The following is an 18,670-nucleotide window of genomic DNA, read 5'->3' as shown; positions in this document are numbered from 1 at the left end:
CAGAATATCAGGTCGGATACGGCTGGGTTTACAGCGGTGTTCAGCCGCTGTTACCGCCGCCATGCTCCAGCCGTTCGATCAGCTCTTTCGGCACCATCGGCTTGTTCAGAAGGGCAAGCAGTCTGGCCTTGCGGTTTTCCGGCATGTCGGACCTGTTCAACTGATCGATCAGCGCCGCGCGTCGTTCAGGTTCCAGCGCCACCAGGTCGCCGGAAAGACGCGCTTCGCCCGCCTCCAACGCTTGCGCCGTCGCCGGCTCGTCAGGTTGCGGGGCATCCTGTTCACCGGTGTTGCGCCGGGGAGTAACCTTCAAACCGGTGCCAAGCTGCGGCAAGCGCTCACGCACGTAATCGGCGCCAAAGGGGACATTGGCAACGATGACTTCATTGCCCATCCGGCGCAGGATCGTCGCCTTGATTTCCTCGATCCGATCCCCTTCGCCAACGATCAGCATGCGGCCGTCTTCCGTCAGCGCCGCCGAAGGCACCTTCGCGACACGGGTCAGCTCCGGCTCAAGCACATTCACCTTCACGAAATCGCCCGGCCGCAGCACTGTGCCCGGCTCCAGATCCAGCGTCGCAAACAGCGTCCGGCCCGCTTCGCCTTCGGAGACAACGGCCGCGGCCCTGTCAATGGTACCTGGAACCTCGATGGACCGGCCTCCCAGCTGCAGGACTGCGGTGACGGGTGCCTTGACCAGACTTCCGCTGGTATCCAGCAGCCGGGAAAATTCATCGGTCGACAATGAGAAACGGACTTCCAGCGCCGCCGGATCGATCAACAGGGCCAGCGTCTCCGAAGAGCTGACGCGGCGCCCCAGCGTGGCGTTGACCTCAGACAGGTAGCCGGTGAAGGGGGCCGTCAGAGTGACTTCCTCCAGGGTACGCCTGGCATCGTCCAGAGCGAGCCGGGCTCGCTTGACCGTCAGGTCCATCCGCTCGATGCGCTTGCGTGCAGTGATGACCGATTGCAGACGATTGCTGAGCGATTGTTCGAGGGAGGCGACGGCCAGTTCTTCGGTCTCGACCTGTACGGCCGTGGAATAACCCTTGTCCCTCAGCTGCTGCTGGCGCTCTAGCGCCTGCTTGCGCAAGTCCAGCTGGCGCCGGGCTGCTTCCAGTTCCTGCTCGGCACCGACAATGGCTTCCGCGGCTTCCGCCTTCTGGGCCTCGGCATCGGCAAGGGCCGCTTCCGCGTCCAGCACCTGGAATTCCGCATTGGCCGGATCGATCCTCAGCAGCAGTTCGCCCTTTGCCACGGCAGCACCGTCGCGAAACTTGGAGGCAACCTCCACAAGCCTGCCTTCCGAGCTGGCCCTGAGTTCCAGCGTCCGCCAGCTTTCCACCTGGCCGTAGGCGGTCGTGACAGGCGCGACCGTTTGCGATGTCAGCTCGGCGACATTGACCGAATAGCTGCGTTCGCGGGCAGGACGTCGCTGCGCGGTCTCTTCTGCCGTCATGGCAGTATACAGACGGTAGCCGCCAAAACCGGCAAACCCGATCATGATCGCCATCAATGCCAGACCGACAAGTCCGCGCATCAGAAACCGCATTCGCCTCTCCACCTGAAGGGCCGGGCGTGGATTGGAAGAAAACCACCCGGGCACCGGCACTTAACGTCAGGTCCCTTAAGTAACACGGTACTGGGGCGAAATTCTGAAAAGCTTGTAACGACTTGTATCGTCTTGTATACGCCGGCCGCCCGTTCGCCCGTCAGCCGCTTCTCTTTGCCGCAGCCGACCGAAGAGACCCGGAAAGCAGACATGAAAAAACCCGGCACCTTGCGGTACCGGGTTTTCCGTGTCGGCCGGGAGGCTGGCTTAGAACTTGTAGCCAATACCCATGCGAACCTGCGAATTGTTGAAATCCGAGCTCACGCCGGTTCCGTTCAGGTTGAAATCCTGTTCGCCGAAATCCTGGTAGACGTATTCCAGCTTGGCGCTGATGTTGTTGGTAATGGCTGCTTCGCCACCTGCGCCAAGGGTCCAGCCCAGGGCGGTCTTGCTGTCCGTGTCGCCATTGCCGGAAACTTCCAGGTCGGCAATCGCCAGACCGCCGGCACCATAGACCAGGTAACGGTCAAAGGCGTAACCGACACGGCCACGGAAGTTGGAGTTCCAGTCAGACTTGGACCGCAGTGTCAGGCCGCCGTTGGACTTGGACTTTTCCAGGTCGGTCAGGCTGAAGTCGGCTTCCGCGCCGACCACGATGTTCGGCGTCACCTGGTAATTGTAACCGGTGTAAAGACCGCCGGCGATGCCGTTCGCGTCCACTCCAAGCCCGGTGTTGTTGCCGGCCTTGTTGTCGAACTGGCCGAAAGCCCATCCGAGATTGCCACCGACATAAAGGCCGGTCCAGTCGATGCTCTGCTGCGGAGCCGGAACCGCCTCATAGGCCGGTGCCGGCGACTGCGGCAAATCCGCAGCCAGGACAGGCGCCGATGCGACCGTCGCAGCTGTCAGGGCCATGCCAGCAAGTGCAAGACGTTTCATTTGAGTACTCCAGATCCACTTTATCCATTAGTGCGTTGGCCGGAAATTGCCGGCCAGTTGCGAGTTGGACGGGTATAACGCCGCGTCCTCACTCTCCCCCAACGAATAGATATGGAGATCGTTTGTGGCGGATCAGGATTGAGAATGGGGAGTTTTGATGACAAATGGAGGCAACATTCTGACAGGATGAAAGACCCGTAAAGACAATTGCAATTTGCATTCAGGAACCCCATTTGGCCGGTAGAAAGATCCTTGTCCGCGGCTTTCCCCTCACCGATCTATTGCGTATAAGGCGCCAAGTTGAACTTTGGCGCTGCCACATTGAAGCCGCCTTCGAAGATTGAAACTGACCCGAACCGGAAATTCGTAAATGCTCTTTGACTACATCAGCCTCGCAGGCGGACTTGTTGTTCTGATTATCGCAGGCGATGTCTTGGTCAGGGGTTCGGTCGGTATTGCGCAGCGTCTGGGCATTCCCAATCTGGTCATCGGTCTGACCATCGTCGCCTTCGGCACCTCTGCTCCCGAACTGGTCATTTCCCTTAAAGCCGCGCTGGAAGGCGCCGGCGGCATCGCCATCGGCAATGTGGTCGGTTCCAACATCGCCAACGTGCTTCTGGTCCTGGGCATGCCCGCGCTGATCGCGGCAACCCCGTGTGGTGAAACCGGCGCGACGCGCAACGCACTGTTCATGGTCGCAGTCACCATTGTTTTCATGGCGCTCTGTTTCTTCACGCCCATCGGCCTGACCGCCGGCCTCATTCTCCTGGCACTGCTCGGTGTCTTCCTTGCAGCCTCCACCATGATGGCGCAGAAGCACAGGAAAGAGCAGAAAGCCATCGCCGCGGCATCCGCGGGTGCCGCTGCTGCCGATATCCCGATGGAAGACGATGATGGCCTGGACGAGGTGGAGGACGTTCCCGATTCCGTCTGGATCGCGCTCGCCTATATTCTTCTCGGCCTGGTCGGCCTGCCGCTCGGTGCGCATTTCACCATCAGCGGAGCAACGTCGATCGCAACCTCCTGGGGCGTCAGCGAAGCCGTCATCGGCCTGACGGTCATCGCCCTCGGCACCTCCTTGCCTGAACTTGCCACCACGGTCATGGCCGCCATTCGCCAGCATGGTGCCGTCGCCATTGGCAACGTCATCGGCTCCAACGTCTTCAATCTGCTCGCCATCATCGGCATCACCGCCGTCATCGTGCCCATCGACGTGCCGCAGGAAGTCCTGAAGCTGGATATCTGGGTAATGCTGGCCTGTGCGATCCTGCTGACATTCCTGGCTGGAATGCGCATCTGTCTCGGCCGTATATCCGGCGCAGTCATGACGGCGGCCTATTGTGCGTATATCGCCACCGTCTATGTGCTGGGTCACACCTCCTGAAGACTCTTTTGGCCGCGGATTGGCAGCAGAGCCCCGCTTCGCCGTACCCGCCTCTTTCCCTATTGCCTTGCGCGGCTTAAATGTCTGGCATGCAGGACGATACTGATTCTGAAAAAAGCGCCGTATCCGCGCCGGAGACCGGCAATGCCCCCGCACGCAAGGGCGTCGAGGTCATTGCCGACGAGGTCAAGCGCCTGCCCAACGGGCCGGGCGTCTACCGGATGCTGGACGAAAACGGCGAGGTTCTCTACGTCGGCAAGGCCCGCAGTCTCAAGAAACGGGTCACCAGCTACACGCGCCTGCAGGGCCAGTCCAACCGGATCATGCGCATGATCCTGGCGACGGCGTCGATGGAATTCGTCGTCACCCAGACAGAGCCGGAAGCCCTGCTTCTGGAAGCCAACCTGATCAAGCGCCTGCGACCACGGTTCAACGTGCTGCTGCGCGACGACAAGTCCTTTCCCTATATCCTGGTGACCGGTGATCATGAATCCCCCGCGATCGTCAAGCATCGCGGTGCCCGCAAGCGCAAGGGCGAGTACTTCGGACCCTTTGCCTCGGCAGGCGCGGTCGACCGCACCATCAATGCGCTCCAGAAAGCCTTTCTGATCCGGACCTGCTCGGACAGCTACTACGAAAACCGCTCCCGGCCCTGCCTGCAGTATCAGATCAAGCGCTGTGCAGGCCCCTGCACCGGGGAAATCGATCCGGCGGATTATGCCGGCCTGGTGTCGGAGGCCAAGGCCTTCCTCTCCGGCCGCAGCCAGTTGATCAAGACCCAGCTTGCAAAGCAGATGGAAGCCGCATCCGCCGATCTGGAGTTCGAGCGCGCCGCCATCTACCGCGACCGCCTGTCGGCATTGTCGCACATTCAGGCGCATCAGGGCATCAATCCGCAGTCGGTCGAGGAAGCCGACGTTTTCGCCATCCATCAGGAAGGCGGCCAGACCTGCGTGCAGGTGTTCTTTTTCCGCACCGGACAGAACTGGGGCAACCGGGCCTACTTCCCCAAGGCCGACAAGTCCTTCGAGGAAGCCGATATTCTGGAAAGCTTCCTGGCGCAGTTCTATGACGACAAACCCGCTCCGCGGCAGATCCTGCTCTCCCACGAACTGAGCGAACAGGACCTTCTCGCGCAGGCGCTCTCCGAACGCACAGGCCGAAAGGTCGACGTCGCCTGCCCCAAACGCGGGGAAAAGAAGGAGCTGGTCGACCACGCACTGACCAACGCACGCGAGGCGCTCGGCCGCAGACTTGCGGAAACCTCCAGCCAGGCCCGTTTGCTGAAAGGCGTCGCGGAAGCTTTCGACCTGCCCCAAGCGCCGCGCCGGATCGAGGTCTACGACAACTCCCACATCATGGGCACCAATGCGGTGGGCGGCATGATCGTTGCCGGCCTGGAAGGCTTCGCCAAGGGCCAGTACCGCAAGTTCAACATCAAGTCGGAGGATCTCGTCCCCGGCGACGACTACGGCATGATGCGCGAAGTGCTGACGCGGCGCTTCTCCCGTTTGTTGAAGGAACACGCCCGCGAAGACAGCAAACCGGAGGCGGTCGATCCAGCCCTCCAGGATACCGATGAGGGCGAAGTGGAAACGGCCCCTGCCGATACCGGCGTACCGGCCTGGCCGGAACTGGTGCTCATCGACGGTGGCCAGGGCCAGCTGACAGCGGCCCGCGAAACGCTGGAAAGCCTCGGCATCACCGATGTCCCGCTCGTCGGCATCGCCAAGGGGCCCGACCGGGATGCCGGACGGGAGAAATTCTTCATCCCCGGCCGGCAGTCCTTCATGCTGCCCGAGCGCGACCCCGTCCTCTATTTCGTGCAGCGTCTGCGCGACGAAGCGCACCGCTTTGCCATCGGCAGCCACCGGGCTCGCCGCAAGAAGGACATCACCAGGAACCCGCTGGATGAGATCGCGGGTGTTGGTCCGACGCGGAAGAAGGCCCTGCTGCGCCACTTCGGCACGGCCAAGGCCGTCTCCAAGGCGGGGGTCGACGACCTGGCCGCCGTTCCCGGCATTTCCGAGGCGATTGCCAAACTGGTCTATGACCATTTTCATGAATAGGACGTCGAGCCGACGCTTCCTCCCGGCCAATGATTTTGCCAAAGCCAAGGAATTCTGAGAGTGTCAAACCCGTTGGAAGCCGCGCTTCGGTGCATCGACGCAAAGGATTACGGCATGGCGCTGGAGATCCTGACCGATCTCAATGCAGCCAATCCGCGCGATCCTCAGGTCAATCACTGGCTTGGTGTCATCTATCTGACCCACGGTCACGCATCCCGGGCAATCGAACACCTACAAGCTGCCGCGAAGGTCGCGAAGAAGGAAGCCGTCATCTTCGCAACACTTGCAGATGCCCTCACCCTCGACAACCGTTTCGAGGAGGCCCTGCCATATGCGCGCAAGGCAGTTGCGCTCGACGCCAAATCCGAATTCGCCCACCGCACCCTGGGCGAGATCTACGCAAGGCTGCGGCGGCCCGTGATGGCCGAACATGCCTTTCAAAACGCGCTCGCCATCAACGAGGCATCGGCGATCGCGCATCTGGCGCTCTCGCGGCTGAAAGTCTCGCTCGGCAAGATGGACGAGGCCGAAACTCATTTCCGGCGCGCACTGGAACTGGCTCCCGAGGAACCCTCGGTGCTCATCAGTGCAAGGGACCTCTCCGACCTTTCACTGAAGAAAGAGGCGCTGGAAAAGATCGAGACCCTGCTGAACGATGCGGACCGGCCGATGGCGAAGGTCGAGCGGGCAAGGCTTGCCTTCACCGCCGGCAAGATCTGCGACGACACCGGCGACATTCCCAAGGCCTTCCATTACCTCGGCCTGCATCGAGACGACCTTTACGGCCACTATGATGCAGACCGGCAGGAACACCACGTCGAAACCTGCCGGGAAGTCTTCTCGGAACAGTTTTTCGAAGACCGCAAGGATTTTGCCCTCACCAGCGACAGGCCCGTCTTCGTCTTCGGCATGCCGCGATCAGGCACCTCGCTGGTGGAGGCCATCCTGTCTGCCCACCCGAAAGCAACGGCTGCGGGCGAACTCAGCTTCTTTGACGAGCAGATCGACGGTCTGACGGCAGGCCACACCGGTGACAATGCCTTCTTCGACGCCGCCCTGGCCCTTGACCGCAAGAGCGCCCAGCGCATCGGCCGCAAGTACCTGACCCTGCTCGACGGTTTCAGCAAGAAAAGTGCCCGCGTGATCGACAAGATGCCGCAGAATTTCGAGCACCTCTGGCTGATCGCCCTCCTGTTCCCAAACGCGCATTTCTGCCATGTCAGCCGCAACCCGGCCGACACCTGCGTCTCCATCTACATGACGCCCCTGCCCGGCAAGCACGGTTACTGTGAAAGCCAGCAATCGCTCGCCCATTATTATGGCCAGTACAGAAAGCTGATGACGCACTGGAGCACGGTGCTGCCGGTTGAGATCCGCAATCAGTCCTACGAGACCCTTGTGAGCGATCCGGATAGGGAGCGCCCACTACTGATTAGTCATGCCGGGTTGGCCTGGGACGATGCCTGCCGCCATCACGAGAGCAATGAGGCGCAGGTCTTCACCTTCTCCATGACCCAGGTCAGGCAACCCATTCATACAGGGGCCATGAACCGCTTCGAAAAGTACCGGGATCACATTGGCCCGCTGCTCGACGGGCTTGCAGGGATCGAAACCTGACACCGGAGGGTTGCATCTTCAGGCCGGTTTATCACAAGCTGTAGCGACAAACCGGCACCCGGCGCGTCTTCCGCGCCTTATTTGGAAACGGGTGTGTTCGCGAGACCAGCCGCTTGTGCGGTGCAGACCACCGGACAAAGATGCACCCAGATCCGACCGAACAAGCTTTTGCTCTTCTTCAAGCCGGGCAATTCGACCGCGCTCAGGCGCTTCTGGAGGCAGTGCTCCAGAACGATCCGCGCAATGCCCGTGCACGGTATGGCCTGGGCATCGCCTGCCTCTCCTTCGGCCGAACCGCGCAGGCGATCCCGCATCTGGAAGAGGCCGCAAAAGTCGCGAAAAAGGAAGCAGTGGTTCACACCACACTTGCAAGCGCGCTCAACATCGAGAGGCGCAGCGAAGACGCACTGCCTCATGCGCGCAAGGGCGCGTCGCTCGCCCCGGGGTCTGAATACGCGCAACGCGTCCTCGGTGAAGTCTACGCCGATCTCCGGCGCTCCGGACTTGCCCGGCAGGCCTTCGAGCAGGCTCTGAAGGCCGATCCGCGGTCGCCACGCGCTCATCTCGGCCTCTTCGAACTGGAAATGACGCTCGGCAATCGGGAGCTTGCTGAAAATCATATTCGCACCGCCTTCACCGAGGCGCCTTCCGATCCCGCAATCCTGACCGCGGCTGCCGAAACTCAGGACGAAACGCTCAAGGCGAGTGTCCTTGACGGGATTGAACGGCATCTTTCGAACCTGCCCCAAGGTGCCACAACCGCCGAAGTCACCCGTCTTGCGTTTGCCGCAGGCAAGATCTGCGACGCTGCAGGCGACACCGGCAAGGCATTTTCCTTTTTCGACGGATACCGGACGGGTCTTTATCCCGCCCACGACCCGGACCTCCAGAAAGCCTTCGTGGAAACCTGCAAGGTCGTCTTTGACCGGGAGTTTTTCGAACAGCGGAAGGACTGGGCGCTTTCAAGTGACAGGCCGGTTTTCGTTTTCGGCATGCCTCGCTCGGGCACGACCCTGGTAGAGCGGATCATCGGCCGACACCCCGCCGCACGGGCCGCGGGGGAGCTTCAGTTCATCCCCGATCGGATTCATGTTCTGGCGTCCGGCCGGATACACGACCCGCGCCTTTTCGAGGCAGCCCGACAAATGACACGGCAGGACGCTCAGCGCATTGGCCGCCGCTATCTCTCCCATCTGGAGGATATCGACAAGAGAGCGCACCGTGTAATCGACAAGATGCCTCATAACTTCGAAAACCTCTGGCTTCTCGCCCTTCTTTTTCCCAACGCCAGTTTCGTGCATGTGACGCGGAGCGCGGAAGACACTTGCCTTTCGATCTACATGACGCCGCTACCGCCGCATCATTCCTACAATGAGAGCCAGGCTTCACTCGGCCGCTATTTCAATCTCTACCGTGATCTGATGGCCCACTGGTCAGAGGTTCTGCCGGTCGCCTTGAGGCATCAGTCCTATGAAAGCCTTGTCAGCGACAATGAGACGGAAAGTCGGGCCCTGCTCGCCCATACCGGCCTGGACTGGGACGACGATTGCCTGAAGCCCCCTGACGAGACCACCCAGATCTTCACCTTCAGCCGAGAGCAGGCACGCCGACCGGTCTATGGCTCGTCCGTCGGGCGCTGGAAGGCCTATGAAAGGCTTATTCAGCCGCTTCTGACAGCGCTCGAGGCAAAGGCGAACTGACTTTGCGGCAAAACAGGTCGCACCTTCCGCACAGTCCGTGCTAAGCACAGCCGCCTTCTCATGAAATCGGACCCAGGCTGCCATGTTTCGAAAGCCCCAGGCTAAACCGCGTTCCCTGATCCATAGCGTATTATCCCTGATCGGTTGGTGCGGCAGCCTTGGTGCCATTGCTGTCAGTGTGCTCGGCCTGCTTGCCTTTCTGGCACCGGACGTCTGGCTTGCGGACAACATGAGCTTCTTCCTGCGACAGTTTCTGGCCGCAGGCCTGGCAGGGTGTCTTGGCGGTGCGGCCGGTTTCCTCGTTCGCCATCGGCTGCGTCTGCTGTACCGGTTGACCTGGTTCGTGGCCGTGATCGCCTTTCTCAGCCTGGCCGGGTTCACCGGAGCTCGCACGCTTGCCAACACCAAGCCTCTCGGTCCCGCCGCGCCGGGAGACCGTCCGCTCAAGATCGTCTCCATCAACCTTGAACACCTGTTTCTGGGGGACAAGGTGTTGCAGGCCTTTCTGGAAAAGGAGCAGCCTGATGTCGTGGTGTTTCAGGAAGTGCTGTGGTGGCTTCAGGAACGCCGCTGGCAACGCTTGGGGTTGCCGACCGGCGGTGCCGGCAAGAACGGATTTCCCGAATACCTGAAGGTCGGAGACCTGGGGGGCCTGGCGGTCTATTCCCGCTTTCCGCTGACGTCGGAAGAAACCCGTGTCATCTCTGGCGATGTCCCTCCCGGGGCAAATGTCTATTACGATGGCGACAGGGAACTGTTGTCGCTCTCCGTCGACACCGGTTCGGCTCCGCTGCATCTCCTGGTCATTCATCCCGACAGCCCGCGTTCGAAGATCCGCTGGGAGAACAAGCGCCGATATTTCGACGAGGCCGATAACGTCATCGATACCTTGAAGGCCGACAACGGCAGCAACATTCTGGCGATCGGCGACTGGAACAGTTCACCCTGGTCTGCCCGGTTCCAGCAGACACTGACACGAAACGGGCTGAAGACGGCCTATCCGGACGGATGGCCGCAGACGACGCGCTTCTTCTTCGACTACAGCCTGCACTGGATCCTCGGTGCGCCTGTCGACCAGTTCGCCGTTTCAAAGGACATCCAGATCGTCAACGTTTCGCTTGGCCCCGATATCGGTTCCGATCATTTGCCGCTGATCGTGGAGATCGCCCAGACGCCGAGCAACTGACTTCGGCGACCTGCGCCCGGCACCTGAAAATTGCGACATTGGCTGTGACTTCAACCGGAAAGTGTTTGAGGCTTCGGGTGGTTTCCTGAAAACTGCCCGCAACTTCAAGACCGATTCCCAAAGTTCCGCATGGCCAAACTCTATTTCAACTACTCCTCGATGAACGCCGGCAAGTCGACAGTGCTGTTGCAGGCCGCCTACAACTACGAGGAGCGCGGGATGAACACGTTGCTCCTGATCGCCGCCTTCGACGACCGCGGCGGCAAGGGCCGGATCGCATCGCGTATCGGGTTGGGAGCGGATGCCGATGTCTTCAACTCGGCTGACAACGTCTTTGATCACATACTGCGCGCCGACGAAGCGAAGAAGGTCGACGCGGTCTTCGTCGACGAAGCCCAGTTTCTGACGGAAGACCAGGTCTGGCAGCTCGCCCGGGTAGCCGACACGCTGCGGATTCCTGTGATGTGCTTCGGCCTCAGAACGGATTTCCAGGGAAAGCTCTTCCCCGGCAGCGCCGCCTTGCTGGCGCTTGCGGATAATCTGAAGGAAATCAAGACCATCTGCTGGTGCGGACGCAAGGCAACCATGGTTGCCCGGTTGGATGCGGACGGCAAGATCGTCGAGGAAGGCGACCAGGTCGTAATTGGTGGCAATGACAAGTATGTCTCGCTCTGCCGCCGTCACTGGAGCGAGCGGAAGCTGGGCTGATCGCCACTTTCCGTTCGGAACCTTGCAGAACCGCACCTCGGACTGGTCGCAGTGCCCTCACTTTGTGATGGACAAAGCCCCCCGGAGCAGGATTATCAGTTTTTCTGACAAGACGCCCCGCCGCAGCCCAATTCGTTGAAGGTGCTACCGCGCGCACTCTGGTCAGCGATCCGAAGACTTTTGGGGTATGCATATGATCAAGGAATTTCGCGACTTTATCGCCAAGGGCAACGTCATGGACCTTGCCGTCGGCATCATCATCGGCGCAGCATTCACCGCCATCGTCACCAGCCTGGTCAATGACCTGATCAACCCGATTATCGGGCTCATCATCGGCGGCATCGATTTCACCTCTATGTATGTCGTTCTGTCCGGGGAGGTTCCTGCCGGCACCGGTCTTGCCGCCGCTCGTGAAAGCGGAGCCGCCGTCTTCGCCTATGGCGCCTTTCTGACGTCCTGCATCAACTTCATGATCATCGCGTTTGTCGTCTTCATGCTTGTGAAGTCGGTCAACCGGATCAAGTCCATGGCTGAAAAGCCGGACGACGTCGAGCCTGAGGTCAAGACCGGCCCGTCGGAAATCGACGTCCTGATCGAAATCCGCGACGAGCTTAAGTCAGCCAAGTCCCCTGCCTGATCTTACCTTCGCGGGACCCTTTACCGCGAGCACTCTTCCTCGCCCCGGTACTGCCGGGGCGAACGGCCAAAAGCCTTGCGAAACAGTGTCGAGAAATGCTGCAGATTGTTGTACCCGCAGCGCATCGCGATTTCACTGATCGACATCGCTGCAAATCTCGGGTCATGCAGCGCCGCTGCAACGACCTCCAGCCGTTTCTGCCGGATTTCGCCAGCGATCGAAGACCCTTCGCACTGGAAGATCGCATTGAGACGCCGTACCGACAGTCCGGTGGCCGACGCCACCTGGTTCCGGTCCAGCTCCGGATCGTGAATGCGACGCGCAATGCAGCTGCGTGCCCTGAGCAGGATCTGACGATCGAACGACGAAAGCGCCAGCTCGCTCTTGCGGCTGCCCGCCAGCCCGGTTGCCACCAGGTCCAGAAGTGTTTCCTGAAGCGTTGAGGCAAACACCGGAGAGCCGCTGTTCAGGTGGGCTGAAAACGCCAGGATGCTCTCCCGCACAAGACGACCGATGTCGCTTTGGCCGTCGATCCAGGTTCCGCCAAGCGTCTCGGCAAAAGGCAGGCGGCTTAGAAGGCTTGCCTTCGAAAACTGCAGGACCGTTTGCGAGAAGGGTTCCGTCAGATCCAGACAATAAGGCTGGGTGCTGTCATAGACCACCATGTCGCCTGGACGCAGCACCGATGTCTTTCCGAATTGGGTCAGACGCGAGGAGTTTGCGGTCTGCAGGCTGACGAGGAAATCGGCTTCCGACGCCGACCGGATGTCGCTGAGACGCCGTACCACCCTGTGGGCTGTCCCGGACACTCTGGAAACGGAAAGGGCCGAATGGCGCTCGATATCCAGACTGCCGACAAAACCGGGGCCCTCACCGGCTTCACAACCCAGTTGGACATAAGAGTCACAGACCGCTTCCCGCCAATAGGCGAAGCGATCGCGCGGTGCGATGTCCACTGTGCTGTATGAGGCCTGGCCGCTCATATCCCTTTCCGTGTTCGACTGGTCGATTTTCGGCAGTCTGCCCAAAAACGCAAGTTTTTTGGCTCAGGGACAAAAGTAATCTCGTCGTCACTCCGGCAGGCTGGGAGGCCTAGGAGGACATCACATGACCAAGCAATTCAAAGTCGCAGCCGTCCAGGCCGCCCCCTGTTTTCTCGATCTTGATGCCGGCATCGACAAGGCCGTCCGCCTGATCGAGGAAGCTGCATCAGCCGGAGCCAGACTGGTCGCCTTCAGCGAAACCTGGCTGCCCGGTTATCCAAACTACATCTGGCTCGGCCCCGTCGCCTGGCAGATGCAGTTTGCCGGACGCTATTTCGAAAATTCCATTGTCGCCGGTTCGGACCACGAAAAGCGCCTGGCCGACGCCTGCCGGAAAAACAACATCCAGATTTCCATGGGCTGCTCGGAACGTGACGGCGGCTCGCTTTATATCGCCCAATGGCATTTCGACGAGACCGGCACGGTCGTGAACCGCCGGCGCAAGCTGAAACCCACTCATGTGGAACGCACGGTCTATGGCGAAGGCGACGGCTCTGATCTTGCCGTAGTCGAAACCTCCCTCGGCCGCATCGGCCAGCTGGCCTGCTGGGAACACCTGCAACCGCTGTCGAAATACGCCATGTATGCCCAGAACGAGCAGATCCATTGTGCCGCCTGGCCCAATCTCCATCTCTACAAGGGCACGGCCTACGCCCTTGGCCACGAAGTCAACAACGCGGCGTCGATGATCTATGCGGTTGAAGGCGGTTGTTTCGTGCTCGCACCCTGCTCGCTGGTCACCAAGGACATCCAGGACGCGCTCTGCCAGGGCGATCCGGAAAAGGAAGCGCTATGCCCGCTTGGCGGCGGCTATACCCGCATCTACGCCCCGGACGGGCAGGAAATCGGCACCCAGATCGCTCAGGACGAAGAAGGCCTCGTCTTTGCGGACATCGACCTCGGCATGATTGCCTTCGCCAAGGCAGCCGCTGATCCGGCGGGTCATTATGCCAAGCGGGACGCCACCAGACTGTTGCTCAACCGGAAGAAACAGCGCCCCGTTGTTGCCTTCGACGATGCGCCCGGCTGGGAAGATGCAAGCGAGCTTGCCACAGCGCGGCAGAGCCCCGTGGAAGAGGCTGCCGAGTAGACCAAACGTGCCGGCGCGCGGTACCTGCGCACCGGTCCGGGATTGCCCGGGTCCACTGTACGCTGCGCCAATCCGTTGGCGCTGACCTCGCCGGCACACTTGGACAAACCCGCGGAACCGAAATTTGCGCCTTGTCCAGGCGTAGCCGGCAAGGTCAATATCGGCGCATGAAAGACGAAGACAGCAGTCCCCGGTTCCGCATCCGCCTCGTGTTCGGCCCGGACGAAATGATGGGCCCCGGCAAGGCCGAGTTGCTGGAACGCATTCAGCGCACCGGATCGATAGCGGCCGCGGGCCGTGAGATGGGCATGAGCTACAAGCGGGCCTGGCAACTTGTGGAAACCCTCAATGCCATGTTCCGCTCTCCCCTCGTGGAACGCAGCCGCGGCGGCGCAAAAGGCGGTGGGGCGCAGATTACCGAGACCGGCCTCGCCGTTCTCGAGGAGTATCGCGCGATTGAACTGAAGGCGCGTGCCGCCGGAGACCCGCACATCGAAAAGCTGAAAACCCTGCTGAGCGATATTCCCGACGGAAAATAACGCTTGCCTTTTGGCAACTTCGCCTGCGATATTCCCGAAGAAACATATCGCACTTTCGAGGAACCAGCTGCATGTCCAATTCCAGTCTCTTCGCCTGCTTGCGCTCTCTGGCTGGCGCGGCCTTTCTTGCAGGCCTTGCGGCTCAGCCAACCACTGCGGCAGCAGGGGAAGTCACCGTTTTTGCCGCAGCAAGCCTGGCGGACGCCCTGGAAGAGATCGAACAGCGTTTCGAAGCAGCCACCGGACACGAACTGGTGATATCACTTGCGGGCTCTTCGGCGCTGGCGCGGCAGATCCAGCAGGGAGCACCGGCGGACATCTTCATCTCGGCGAATCCGGACTGGATGGATGTTCTGGAAAAGGACGAGCAGCTTGAGGCCGGCACCCGGTTCGACCTGCTCAACAATTCCCTCGTCCTGATTGCACATGGCCGTGAAGCAAAGCCGCTCGATATTTCGGCCGATCTGAACCTCCCCGAAATCCTGGGCGACAACCGGCTTGCCATGGCTTTGGTTGATGCAGTTCCCGCGGGCATTTACGGCAAGGCAGCCCTGCAAAGCCTCGGGCTGTGGGACGATGCGGAACCACGGGTAGCGCAGTCGGACAATGTTCGTTCCGCGCTTGCGCTGGTGGCAACGGGCGAAGCGCCCTACGGCATTGTCTATGCCACGGACGCCGTGGCAGAGGACAATGTGACTGTCGTTGGAACCTTTCCGGCAGAAAGCCATCCGCCGATTGTGTATCCGGTGGCGGATCTGGCCAATCGGGACTCACCTGCGGAAGAAGAGTTTCTAGCCTATCTCCAGGCCCCCGACGCGCGCGAAGCCTTCGAACGTCAGGGTTTCGTCGTACTCGATCGCTAGGTCTTCAAGCCGGTCAACGCAGGAACGTCACGCCGCCGAACACGTGAGCAGGCCAGACGAGATGCCTCTGCCCCTTCACCTTGCGCTGAAGAATGCAAATTCCCGCAAGCTTCTCCGGCCTCTCCCCTTGAAGCCCTTCCCCGCCCCTCGTAAAAGGGGGCAAATGAAACGGATTGAGGCCTCAGATGCTCGGCAAGATGTTCAAATCCCTTTTCGGCTCTTCCGGAGACGACAACAAAGGCGCCTCGAAGGCAACGACGGTGGACTATGACGGTTACCTGATCGTCGCTCAGCCCCAGCTGTCGAACGGCCAATGGCAGGTCAGCGGGCGGATTGAAAAGCAGGTTGGCGAGACAACCAAGGTGCACACCTTCATTCGTGCAGACACGCTGCCGGACGAGGAAGCTGCGGCCAACGAGATGATCCGCAAGGCCAAATTGATGATTGACCAGGTCGGCGATAGCATATTCGATTGAGCCAGGACCGGATCTTCACCGGAAATGAATAGTCAGGGTGCTGCCGGGAACCCGTATTCCGGGCCGAAAGCGCCGGGTTCAGCCCGAAATCCGAAAGCCGACATGAAACGAAATATTGTCCTGAGCCTGCCCAATCTCCTCACCTATGGGCGCATATTGGCGGTTCCTGCGGTTGCGGTCTGTTTTTATTTCGAAGGCAACACAGCCCGCTGGGTTGCGCTTGCGCTGTTCGTTCTGGCAGCTATCACCGATTTCTTCGATGGCTACCTGGCGCGGGCCTGGCAACAGCAGTCCGCACTCGGTCGCATGCTCGACCCGATTGCCGACAAGCTGCTGGTGTCCGTCAGCCTGCTGATGCTGGCCGGTGACGGAACCATCTACGGCTGGACCATGATCGCGGCAATCATCATCCTGTGCCGGGAAATCCTGGTCTCGGGACTGCGCGAATTTCTGGCCGAACTGCAGGTCAGCGTTCCCGTTACCAAGCTTGCCAAGTGGAAGACCACCGTCCAGTTGATCGCTGTCGCGTTTCTGCTTGCTGGCCCGGCGGGCGACACCGTATTCGCCTATACGACGCAAACAGGCCTCGTGGCACTTTGGCTCGCCGCCCTGCTTACCCTATATACGGGGTACGATTATTTCCGGGCCGGCATCGGCCATCTGATAACGGAATAGGTGCCTTCATTCCGGCCCTGACCGCACACCACCTGGAGGTTTCATGAACATCCGCTATTTCGCCTGGGTCCGTGAACGGGTCGGCGTCGAAGAGGAAACCATCGAGGTTCCGGCATCGGTTGCGACAGTTGCTGAACTGATCTCCCATCTGAAGACACTCGATGACAATCACGCCGCCGCGTTCGAGGAAGAAGACGCCATTCGCGTCGCACTTGACCAGATGCATGTGGAAACTGACGCTGCGCTTGGCGATGCCCGGGAAGTCGCTTTCTTTCCGCCCATGACAGGCGGCTGAACGATGTCCGCGACCCCGCTTGTCCGCGTCCAGGCAGAAGACTTCGACCTGCAGGCCGAAAGCCTTCGTCTTACAGAAGGACGCAAGGACGTCGGTGCGCTGGTTACATTCACAGGTCTGTGCCGGGATGAAGCCGGGACCCTGGCGGCACTGGAACTGGAACACTACCCCGGCATGGCCGAAGCCGAATTGACCCGGATTGCCGGAGAAGCGGCAGAGCGCTGGCCGCTGACGGGCCTTACCGTGATCCACCGCTTCGGCAAGATCGCACCTGGGCATAACATCGTTCTGGTGATCGCTGCCTCTTCCCACCGCCGGGCCGCGTTCGAGGCTGCCGACTTCCTGATGGACTACCTGAAGACCCGTGCCCCCTTCTGGAAGAAGGAACACCCTGCGGAAGGCGGCACCGGAGCCTGGGTGGAAGCGAAAACCGAAGACGACACGGACGCCGCACGCTGGACCTGAGCTGCACAAGCGAATAGTCTGCTATTGATTCAAGGCCGCTCTGCCGCTTCTTTCCCATTCTCAAGCTTTGCGGCTGCACCGGCAGCCCACCCATTTGAATTGGTCCGACCCCGTGAAACACGACAGTGAACCCTCCGGCACAGCCGCCGCATCGCCGGCGGCAGAAAAGGGTGCTTCAGGCTCTTCTTCCGAAGTTCTGCGCGAGCCAGGCATTCCCTTTGCCGAGTTTGTTGCCATCATCGCCATGATCATGGCACTGAATGCCATGGCCATCGACGTCATGCTGCCGGCCCTGCCCGCGATTGGCGATGCACTCAACATCGTTGAGGAGAACAACCGCCAGCTTGTGCTCCTGTCCTATCTGGTGGGTTTTGGCGGGGCGCAGCTCTTCTTCGGTCCGGTAACAGATGCACTGGGGCGGCGCGGCATCCTGGTCGGCGGCCTTGCGCTTTACAGCCTTGCCAGTATCGGTGCCATCTTCGCGATGGATCTCAACACGCTTTTGATCGCGCGCGTCCTTCAGGGCATCGGCTGTGCGGCTGCCCGCGTCACGGCGCTTTCCGTCGTGCGCGATTGCTACACCGGCAGGCGCATGGGCAAGGTCATGTCACTGGTGATGATGGTCTTCATGGCCGTTCCCGTGGTCGCGCCCTCCATCGGCCAGGCGGTTCTCCTGATTGCCGGCTGGCACTGGATCTTCGCGCTTCTGCTCATTTCCGGCGTCGCGATGATGATCTGGTCCGCCCTCAGGATGCCGGAAACCCTGGCGGTCGAAAACCGCCGCCCGATGGAAGTCTCCACCATCGTCAGCGCCTACATGACGGCACTGACCACGCGCGTAAGCCTTGGATACACCGTCGGCACTGCCTTCATTTTCGGCGGCCTGTTCTCGTTCCTGGCCATGTCGCAGCAGATCTTTGTCGACATTTTCGGCCTTGGGACCCTGTTCCCGATCGTCTTCGCTGCCATTGCCATCACCATGGCCGGAGCGTCCTTCACCAACGCGCAGCTGGTGGAAGCCATCGGCATGCGGCGGCTCTCCCATGGGGCCGCGGTCGTCTACACCGCGCTCGGATTTGTCGTGTGGATTCTGGCGTTGCTGGGCCTGGAGAACTTCTGGGCGTTCATGATACTGGCGACGCTGATCATGACCAGCTTCGGCTTCCTGGGCGCGAATTTCAATGCCATGGCCATGGAACCGCTCGGCGCCATCGCGGGAACCGCTTCCTCCGTCATCGGCACCATTTCGACGCTTGGCGGCGCGATCCTGGGGTACATCATGGGGCAGCTTTTCGATGGCACGACCCAGCCACTTGGCCTCGCTTACACAGTCTATGGACTTTGTGCCATCGGCTGCATTCTCTACGCCGAGCGCGGCCGCATGTTCAACGCCATGCACGACAAGCAGTCCCAGGACTGAGAATGAGATGTT

General features: G+C 60.6%; 18 protein-coding genes. 15 read left to right on the top strand and 3 right to left on the bottom strand.

The annotated features are described in order from the left end of the window. Positions 1–40: 40 nt before the first annotated feature. Complete coding sequence (locus FIV05_RS13525; RefSeq protein ID WP_152509907.1) at positions 41–1,552, bottom strand: HlyD family efflux transporter periplasmic adaptor subunit; 1,512 nt, start codon at positions 1,550–1,552, stop codon at positions 41–43. A 267-nt stretch (positions 1,553–1,819) separates the two neighbouring features. Beyond that, positions 1,820–2,491, bottom strand: a complete 672-nt coding sequence (locus tag FIV05_RS13520) for an outer membrane protein (RefSeq protein WP_152509906.1) — start codon at positions 2,489–2,491, stop codon at positions 1,820–1,822. Between the two features lie 370 nt (positions 2,492–2,861). On the opposite strand from FIV05_RS13520, the gene FIV05_RS13515 reads away from it, so the two are divergent. The 7 genes from FIV05_RS13515 to mscL all read left to right on the top strand — a co-directional run bounded on the left by FIV05_RS13515 (position 2,862) and on the right by mscL (position 11,792). Next, complete coding sequence (locus tag FIV05_RS13515) at positions 2,862–3,875, top strand: calcium/sodium antiporter (RefSeq protein WP_152509905.1); 1,014 nt, start codon at positions 2,862–2,864, stop codon at positions 3,873–3,875. Between the two features lie 89 nt (positions 3,876–3,964). Next, positions 3,965–5,944 carry an excinuclease ABC subunit UvrC gene (gene uvrC / locus FIV05_RS13510; protein ID WP_152509904.1) on the top strand — a complete coding sequence of 660 codons (1,980 nt, stop codon included), beginning with the start codon at positions 3,965–3,967 and terminating at the stop codon, positions 5,942–5,944. A 60-nt stretch (positions 5,945–6,004) separates the two neighbouring features. Then, positions 6,005–7,561 carry a tetratricopeptide repeat-containing sulfotransferase family protein gene (locus FIV05_RS13505; RefSeq protein ID WP_152509903.1) on the top strand — a complete coding sequence of 519 codons (1,557 nt, stop codon included), beginning with the start codon at positions 6,005–6,007 and terminating at the stop codon, positions 7,559–7,561. 140 nt (positions 7,562–7,701) lie between these two features. Beyond that, positions 7,702–9,261 (top strand): tetratricopeptide repeat-containing sulfotransferase family protein, encoded by a 1,560-nt coding sequence (locus FIV05_RS13500; RefSeq protein ID WP_152509902.1) that lies wholly within the window; start codon positions 7,702–7,704, stop codon positions 9,259–9,261. An 82-nt stretch (positions 9,262–9,343) separates the two neighbouring features. Then, positions 9,344–10,447 carry an endonuclease/exonuclease/phosphatase family protein gene (locus FIV05_RS13495; RefSeq protein WP_152509901.1) on the top strand — a complete coding sequence of 368 codons (1,104 nt, stop codon included), beginning with the start codon at positions 9,344–9,346 and terminating at the stop codon, positions 10,445–10,447. Between the two features lie 129 nt (positions 10,448–10,576). Then, entirely contained in the window at positions 10,577–11,155 is a 579-nt protein-coding gene (locus FIV05_RS13490; protein WP_022998058.1) for a thymidine kinase, read from the top strand. 193 nt (positions 11,156–11,348) lie between these two features. Continuing rightward, the gene (mscL, locus tag FIV05_RS13485) at positions 11,349–11,792 is read left to right on the top strand and encodes a large conductance mechanosensitive channel protein MscL (protein ID WP_152509900.1); all 444 of its coding nucleotides are present in this window, start codon (positions 11,349–11,351) and stop codon (positions 11,790–11,792) included. A 20-nt stretch (positions 11,793–11,812) separates the two neighbouring features. On the opposite strand, the gene FIV05_RS13480 is transcribed toward mscL, so the two are convergent. Continuing rightward, a complete protein-coding gene (locus tag FIV05_RS13480) occupies positions 11,813–12,775 on the bottom strand; it encodes a helix-turn-helix domain-containing protein (protein ID WP_152509899.1) in 963 nt (320 codons plus the stop codon). A 124-nt stretch (positions 12,776–12,899) separates the two neighbouring features. Between FIV05_RS13480 and FIV05_RS13475 the strand changes: the two genes are divergently transcribed. The 8 genes from FIV05_RS13475 (at position 12,900) to FIV05_RS13440 (ending at position 18,658) form a co-directional block, all read left to right on the top strand. Next, positions 12,900–13,925, top strand: a complete 1,026-nt coding sequence (locus tag FIV05_RS13475; protein WP_152509898.1) for a carbon-nitrogen hydrolase family protein — start codon at positions 12,900–12,902, stop codon at positions 13,923–13,925. A 167-nt stretch (positions 13,926–14,092) separates the two neighbouring features. Beyond that, positions 14,093–14,464, top strand: coding sequence for a winged helix-turn-helix domain-containing protein (locus FIV05_RS13470; protein ID WP_152509897.1), 372 nt, complete (start codon positions 14,093–14,095; stop codon positions 14,462–14,464). Between the two features lie 71 nt (positions 14,465–14,535). Then, complete coding sequence (gene modA, locus FIV05_RS13465) at positions 14,536–15,327, top strand: molybdate ABC transporter substrate-binding protein (protein ID WP_152509896.1); 792 nt, start codon at positions 14,536–14,538, stop codon at positions 15,325–15,327. Positions 15,328–15,512: 185 nt separating this feature from the next. Then, positions 15,513–15,803 (top strand): HlyU family transcriptional regulator, encoded by a 291-nt coding sequence (locus FIV05_RS13460; RefSeq protein WP_152509895.1) that lies wholly within the window; start codon positions 15,513–15,515, stop codon positions 15,801–15,803. A 102-nt stretch (positions 15,804–15,905) separates the two neighbouring features. After that, entirely contained in the window at positions 15,906–16,478 is a 573-nt protein-coding gene (gene pgsA, locus FIV05_RS13455; protein WP_022998065.1) for a CDP-diacylglycerol--glycerol-3-phosphate 3-phosphatidyltransferase, read from the top strand. A gap of 43 nt (positions 16,479–16,521) precedes the next feature. Further along, positions 16,522–16,773 carry a molybdopterin converting factor subunit 1 gene (gene moaD, locus FIV05_RS13450; RefSeq protein ID WP_152509894.1) on the top strand — a complete coding sequence of 84 codons (252 nt, stop codon included), beginning with the start codon at positions 16,522–16,524 and terminating at the stop codon, positions 16,771–16,773. 3 nt (positions 16,774–16,776) lie between these two features. Further along, positions 16,777–17,238, top strand: a complete 462-nt coding sequence (locus tag FIV05_RS13445) for a molybdenum cofactor biosynthesis protein MoaE (RefSeq protein WP_055655859.1) — start codon at positions 16,777–16,779, stop codon at positions 17,236–17,238. A 196-nt stretch (positions 17,239–17,434) separates the two neighbouring features. Continuing rightward, complete coding sequence (locus FIV05_RS13440) at positions 17,435–18,658, top strand: multidrug effflux MFS transporter (RefSeq protein ID WP_173013987.1); 1,224 nt, start codon at positions 17,435–17,437, stop codon at positions 18,656–18,658. Positions 18,659–18,670: the final 12 nt, after the last annotated feature.

Origin of the sequence: Labrenzia sp. THAF191a, from assembly GCF_009363335.1 — a bacterium.
Taxonomy (GTDB): Bacteria; Pseudomonadota; Alphaproteobacteria; order Rhizobiales; family Stappiaceae; genus Roseibium; species Roseibium algicola.
This window is presented reverse-complemented; position numbering and strand designations above follow the sequence as displayed.

Bases quoted from the DNA above. Each gene is read 5' to 3' on its own strand.
- FIV05_RS13515 (WP_152509905.1), top strand. From the start codon at position 2,862: ATGCTCTTTGACTACATCAGCCTCGCAGGCGGACTTGTTGTTCTGATT.
- FIV05_RS13470 (WP_152509897.1), top strand. From the start codon at position 14,093: ATGAAAGACGAAGACAGCAGTCCCCGGTTCCGCATCCGCCTCGTGTTC.
- FIV05_RS13520 (WP_152509906.1), bottom strand. From the start codon at position 2,491: ATGAAACGTCTTGCACTTGCTGGCATGGCCCTGACAGCTGCGACGGTC.
- FIV05_RS13490 (WP_022998058.1), top strand. From the start codon at position 10,577: ATGGCCAAACTCTATTTCAACTACTCCTCGATGAACGCCGGCAAGTCG.
- moaD (WP_152509894.1), top strand. From the start codon at position 16,522: ATGAACATCCGCTATTTCGCCTGGGTCCGTGAACGGGTCGGCGTCGAA.
- FIV05_RS13495 (WP_152509901.1), top strand. From the start codon at position 9,344: ATGTTTCGAAAGCCCCAGGCTAAACCGCGTTCCCTGATCCATAGCGTA.
- FIV05_RS13480 (WP_152509899.1), bottom strand. From the start codon at position 12,775: ATGAGCGGCCAGGCCTCATACAGCACAGTGGACATCGCACCGCGCGAT.
- FIV05_RS13525 (WP_152509907.1), bottom strand. From the start codon at position 1,552: ATGCGGTTTCTGATGCGCGGACTTGTCGGTCTGGCATTGATGGCGATC.
- FIV05_RS13500 (WP_152509902.1), top strand. From the start codon at position 7,702: ATGCACCCAGATCCGACCGAACAAGCTTTTGCTCTTCTTCAAGCCGGG.
- FIV05_RS13460 (WP_152509895.1), top strand. From the start codon at position 15,513: ATGCTCGGCAAGATGTTCAAATCCCTTTTCGGCTCTTCCGGAGACGAC.
- mscL (WP_152509900.1), top strand. From the start codon at position 11,349: ATGATCAAGGAATTTCGCGACTTTATCGCCAAGGGCAACGTCATGGAC.
- uvrC (WP_152509904.1), top strand. From the start codon at position 3,965: ATGCAGGACGATACTGATTCTGAAAAAAGCGCCGTATCCGCGCCGGAG.
- FIV05_RS13475 (WP_152509898.1), top strand. From the start codon at position 12,900: ATGACCAAGCAATTCAAAGTCGCAGCCGTCCAGGCCGCCCCCTGTTTT.
- FIV05_RS13445 (WP_055655859.1), top strand. From the start codon at position 16,777: ATGTCCGCGACCCCGCTTGTCCGCGTCCAGGCAGAAGACTTCGACCTG.
- pgsA (WP_022998065.1), top strand. From the start codon at position 15,906: ATGAAACGAAATATTGTCCTGAGCCTGCCCAATCTCCTCACCTATGGG.
- modA (WP_152509896.1), top strand. From the start codon at position 14,536: ATGTCCAATTCCAGTCTCTTCGCCTGCTTGCGCTCTCTGGCTGGCGCG.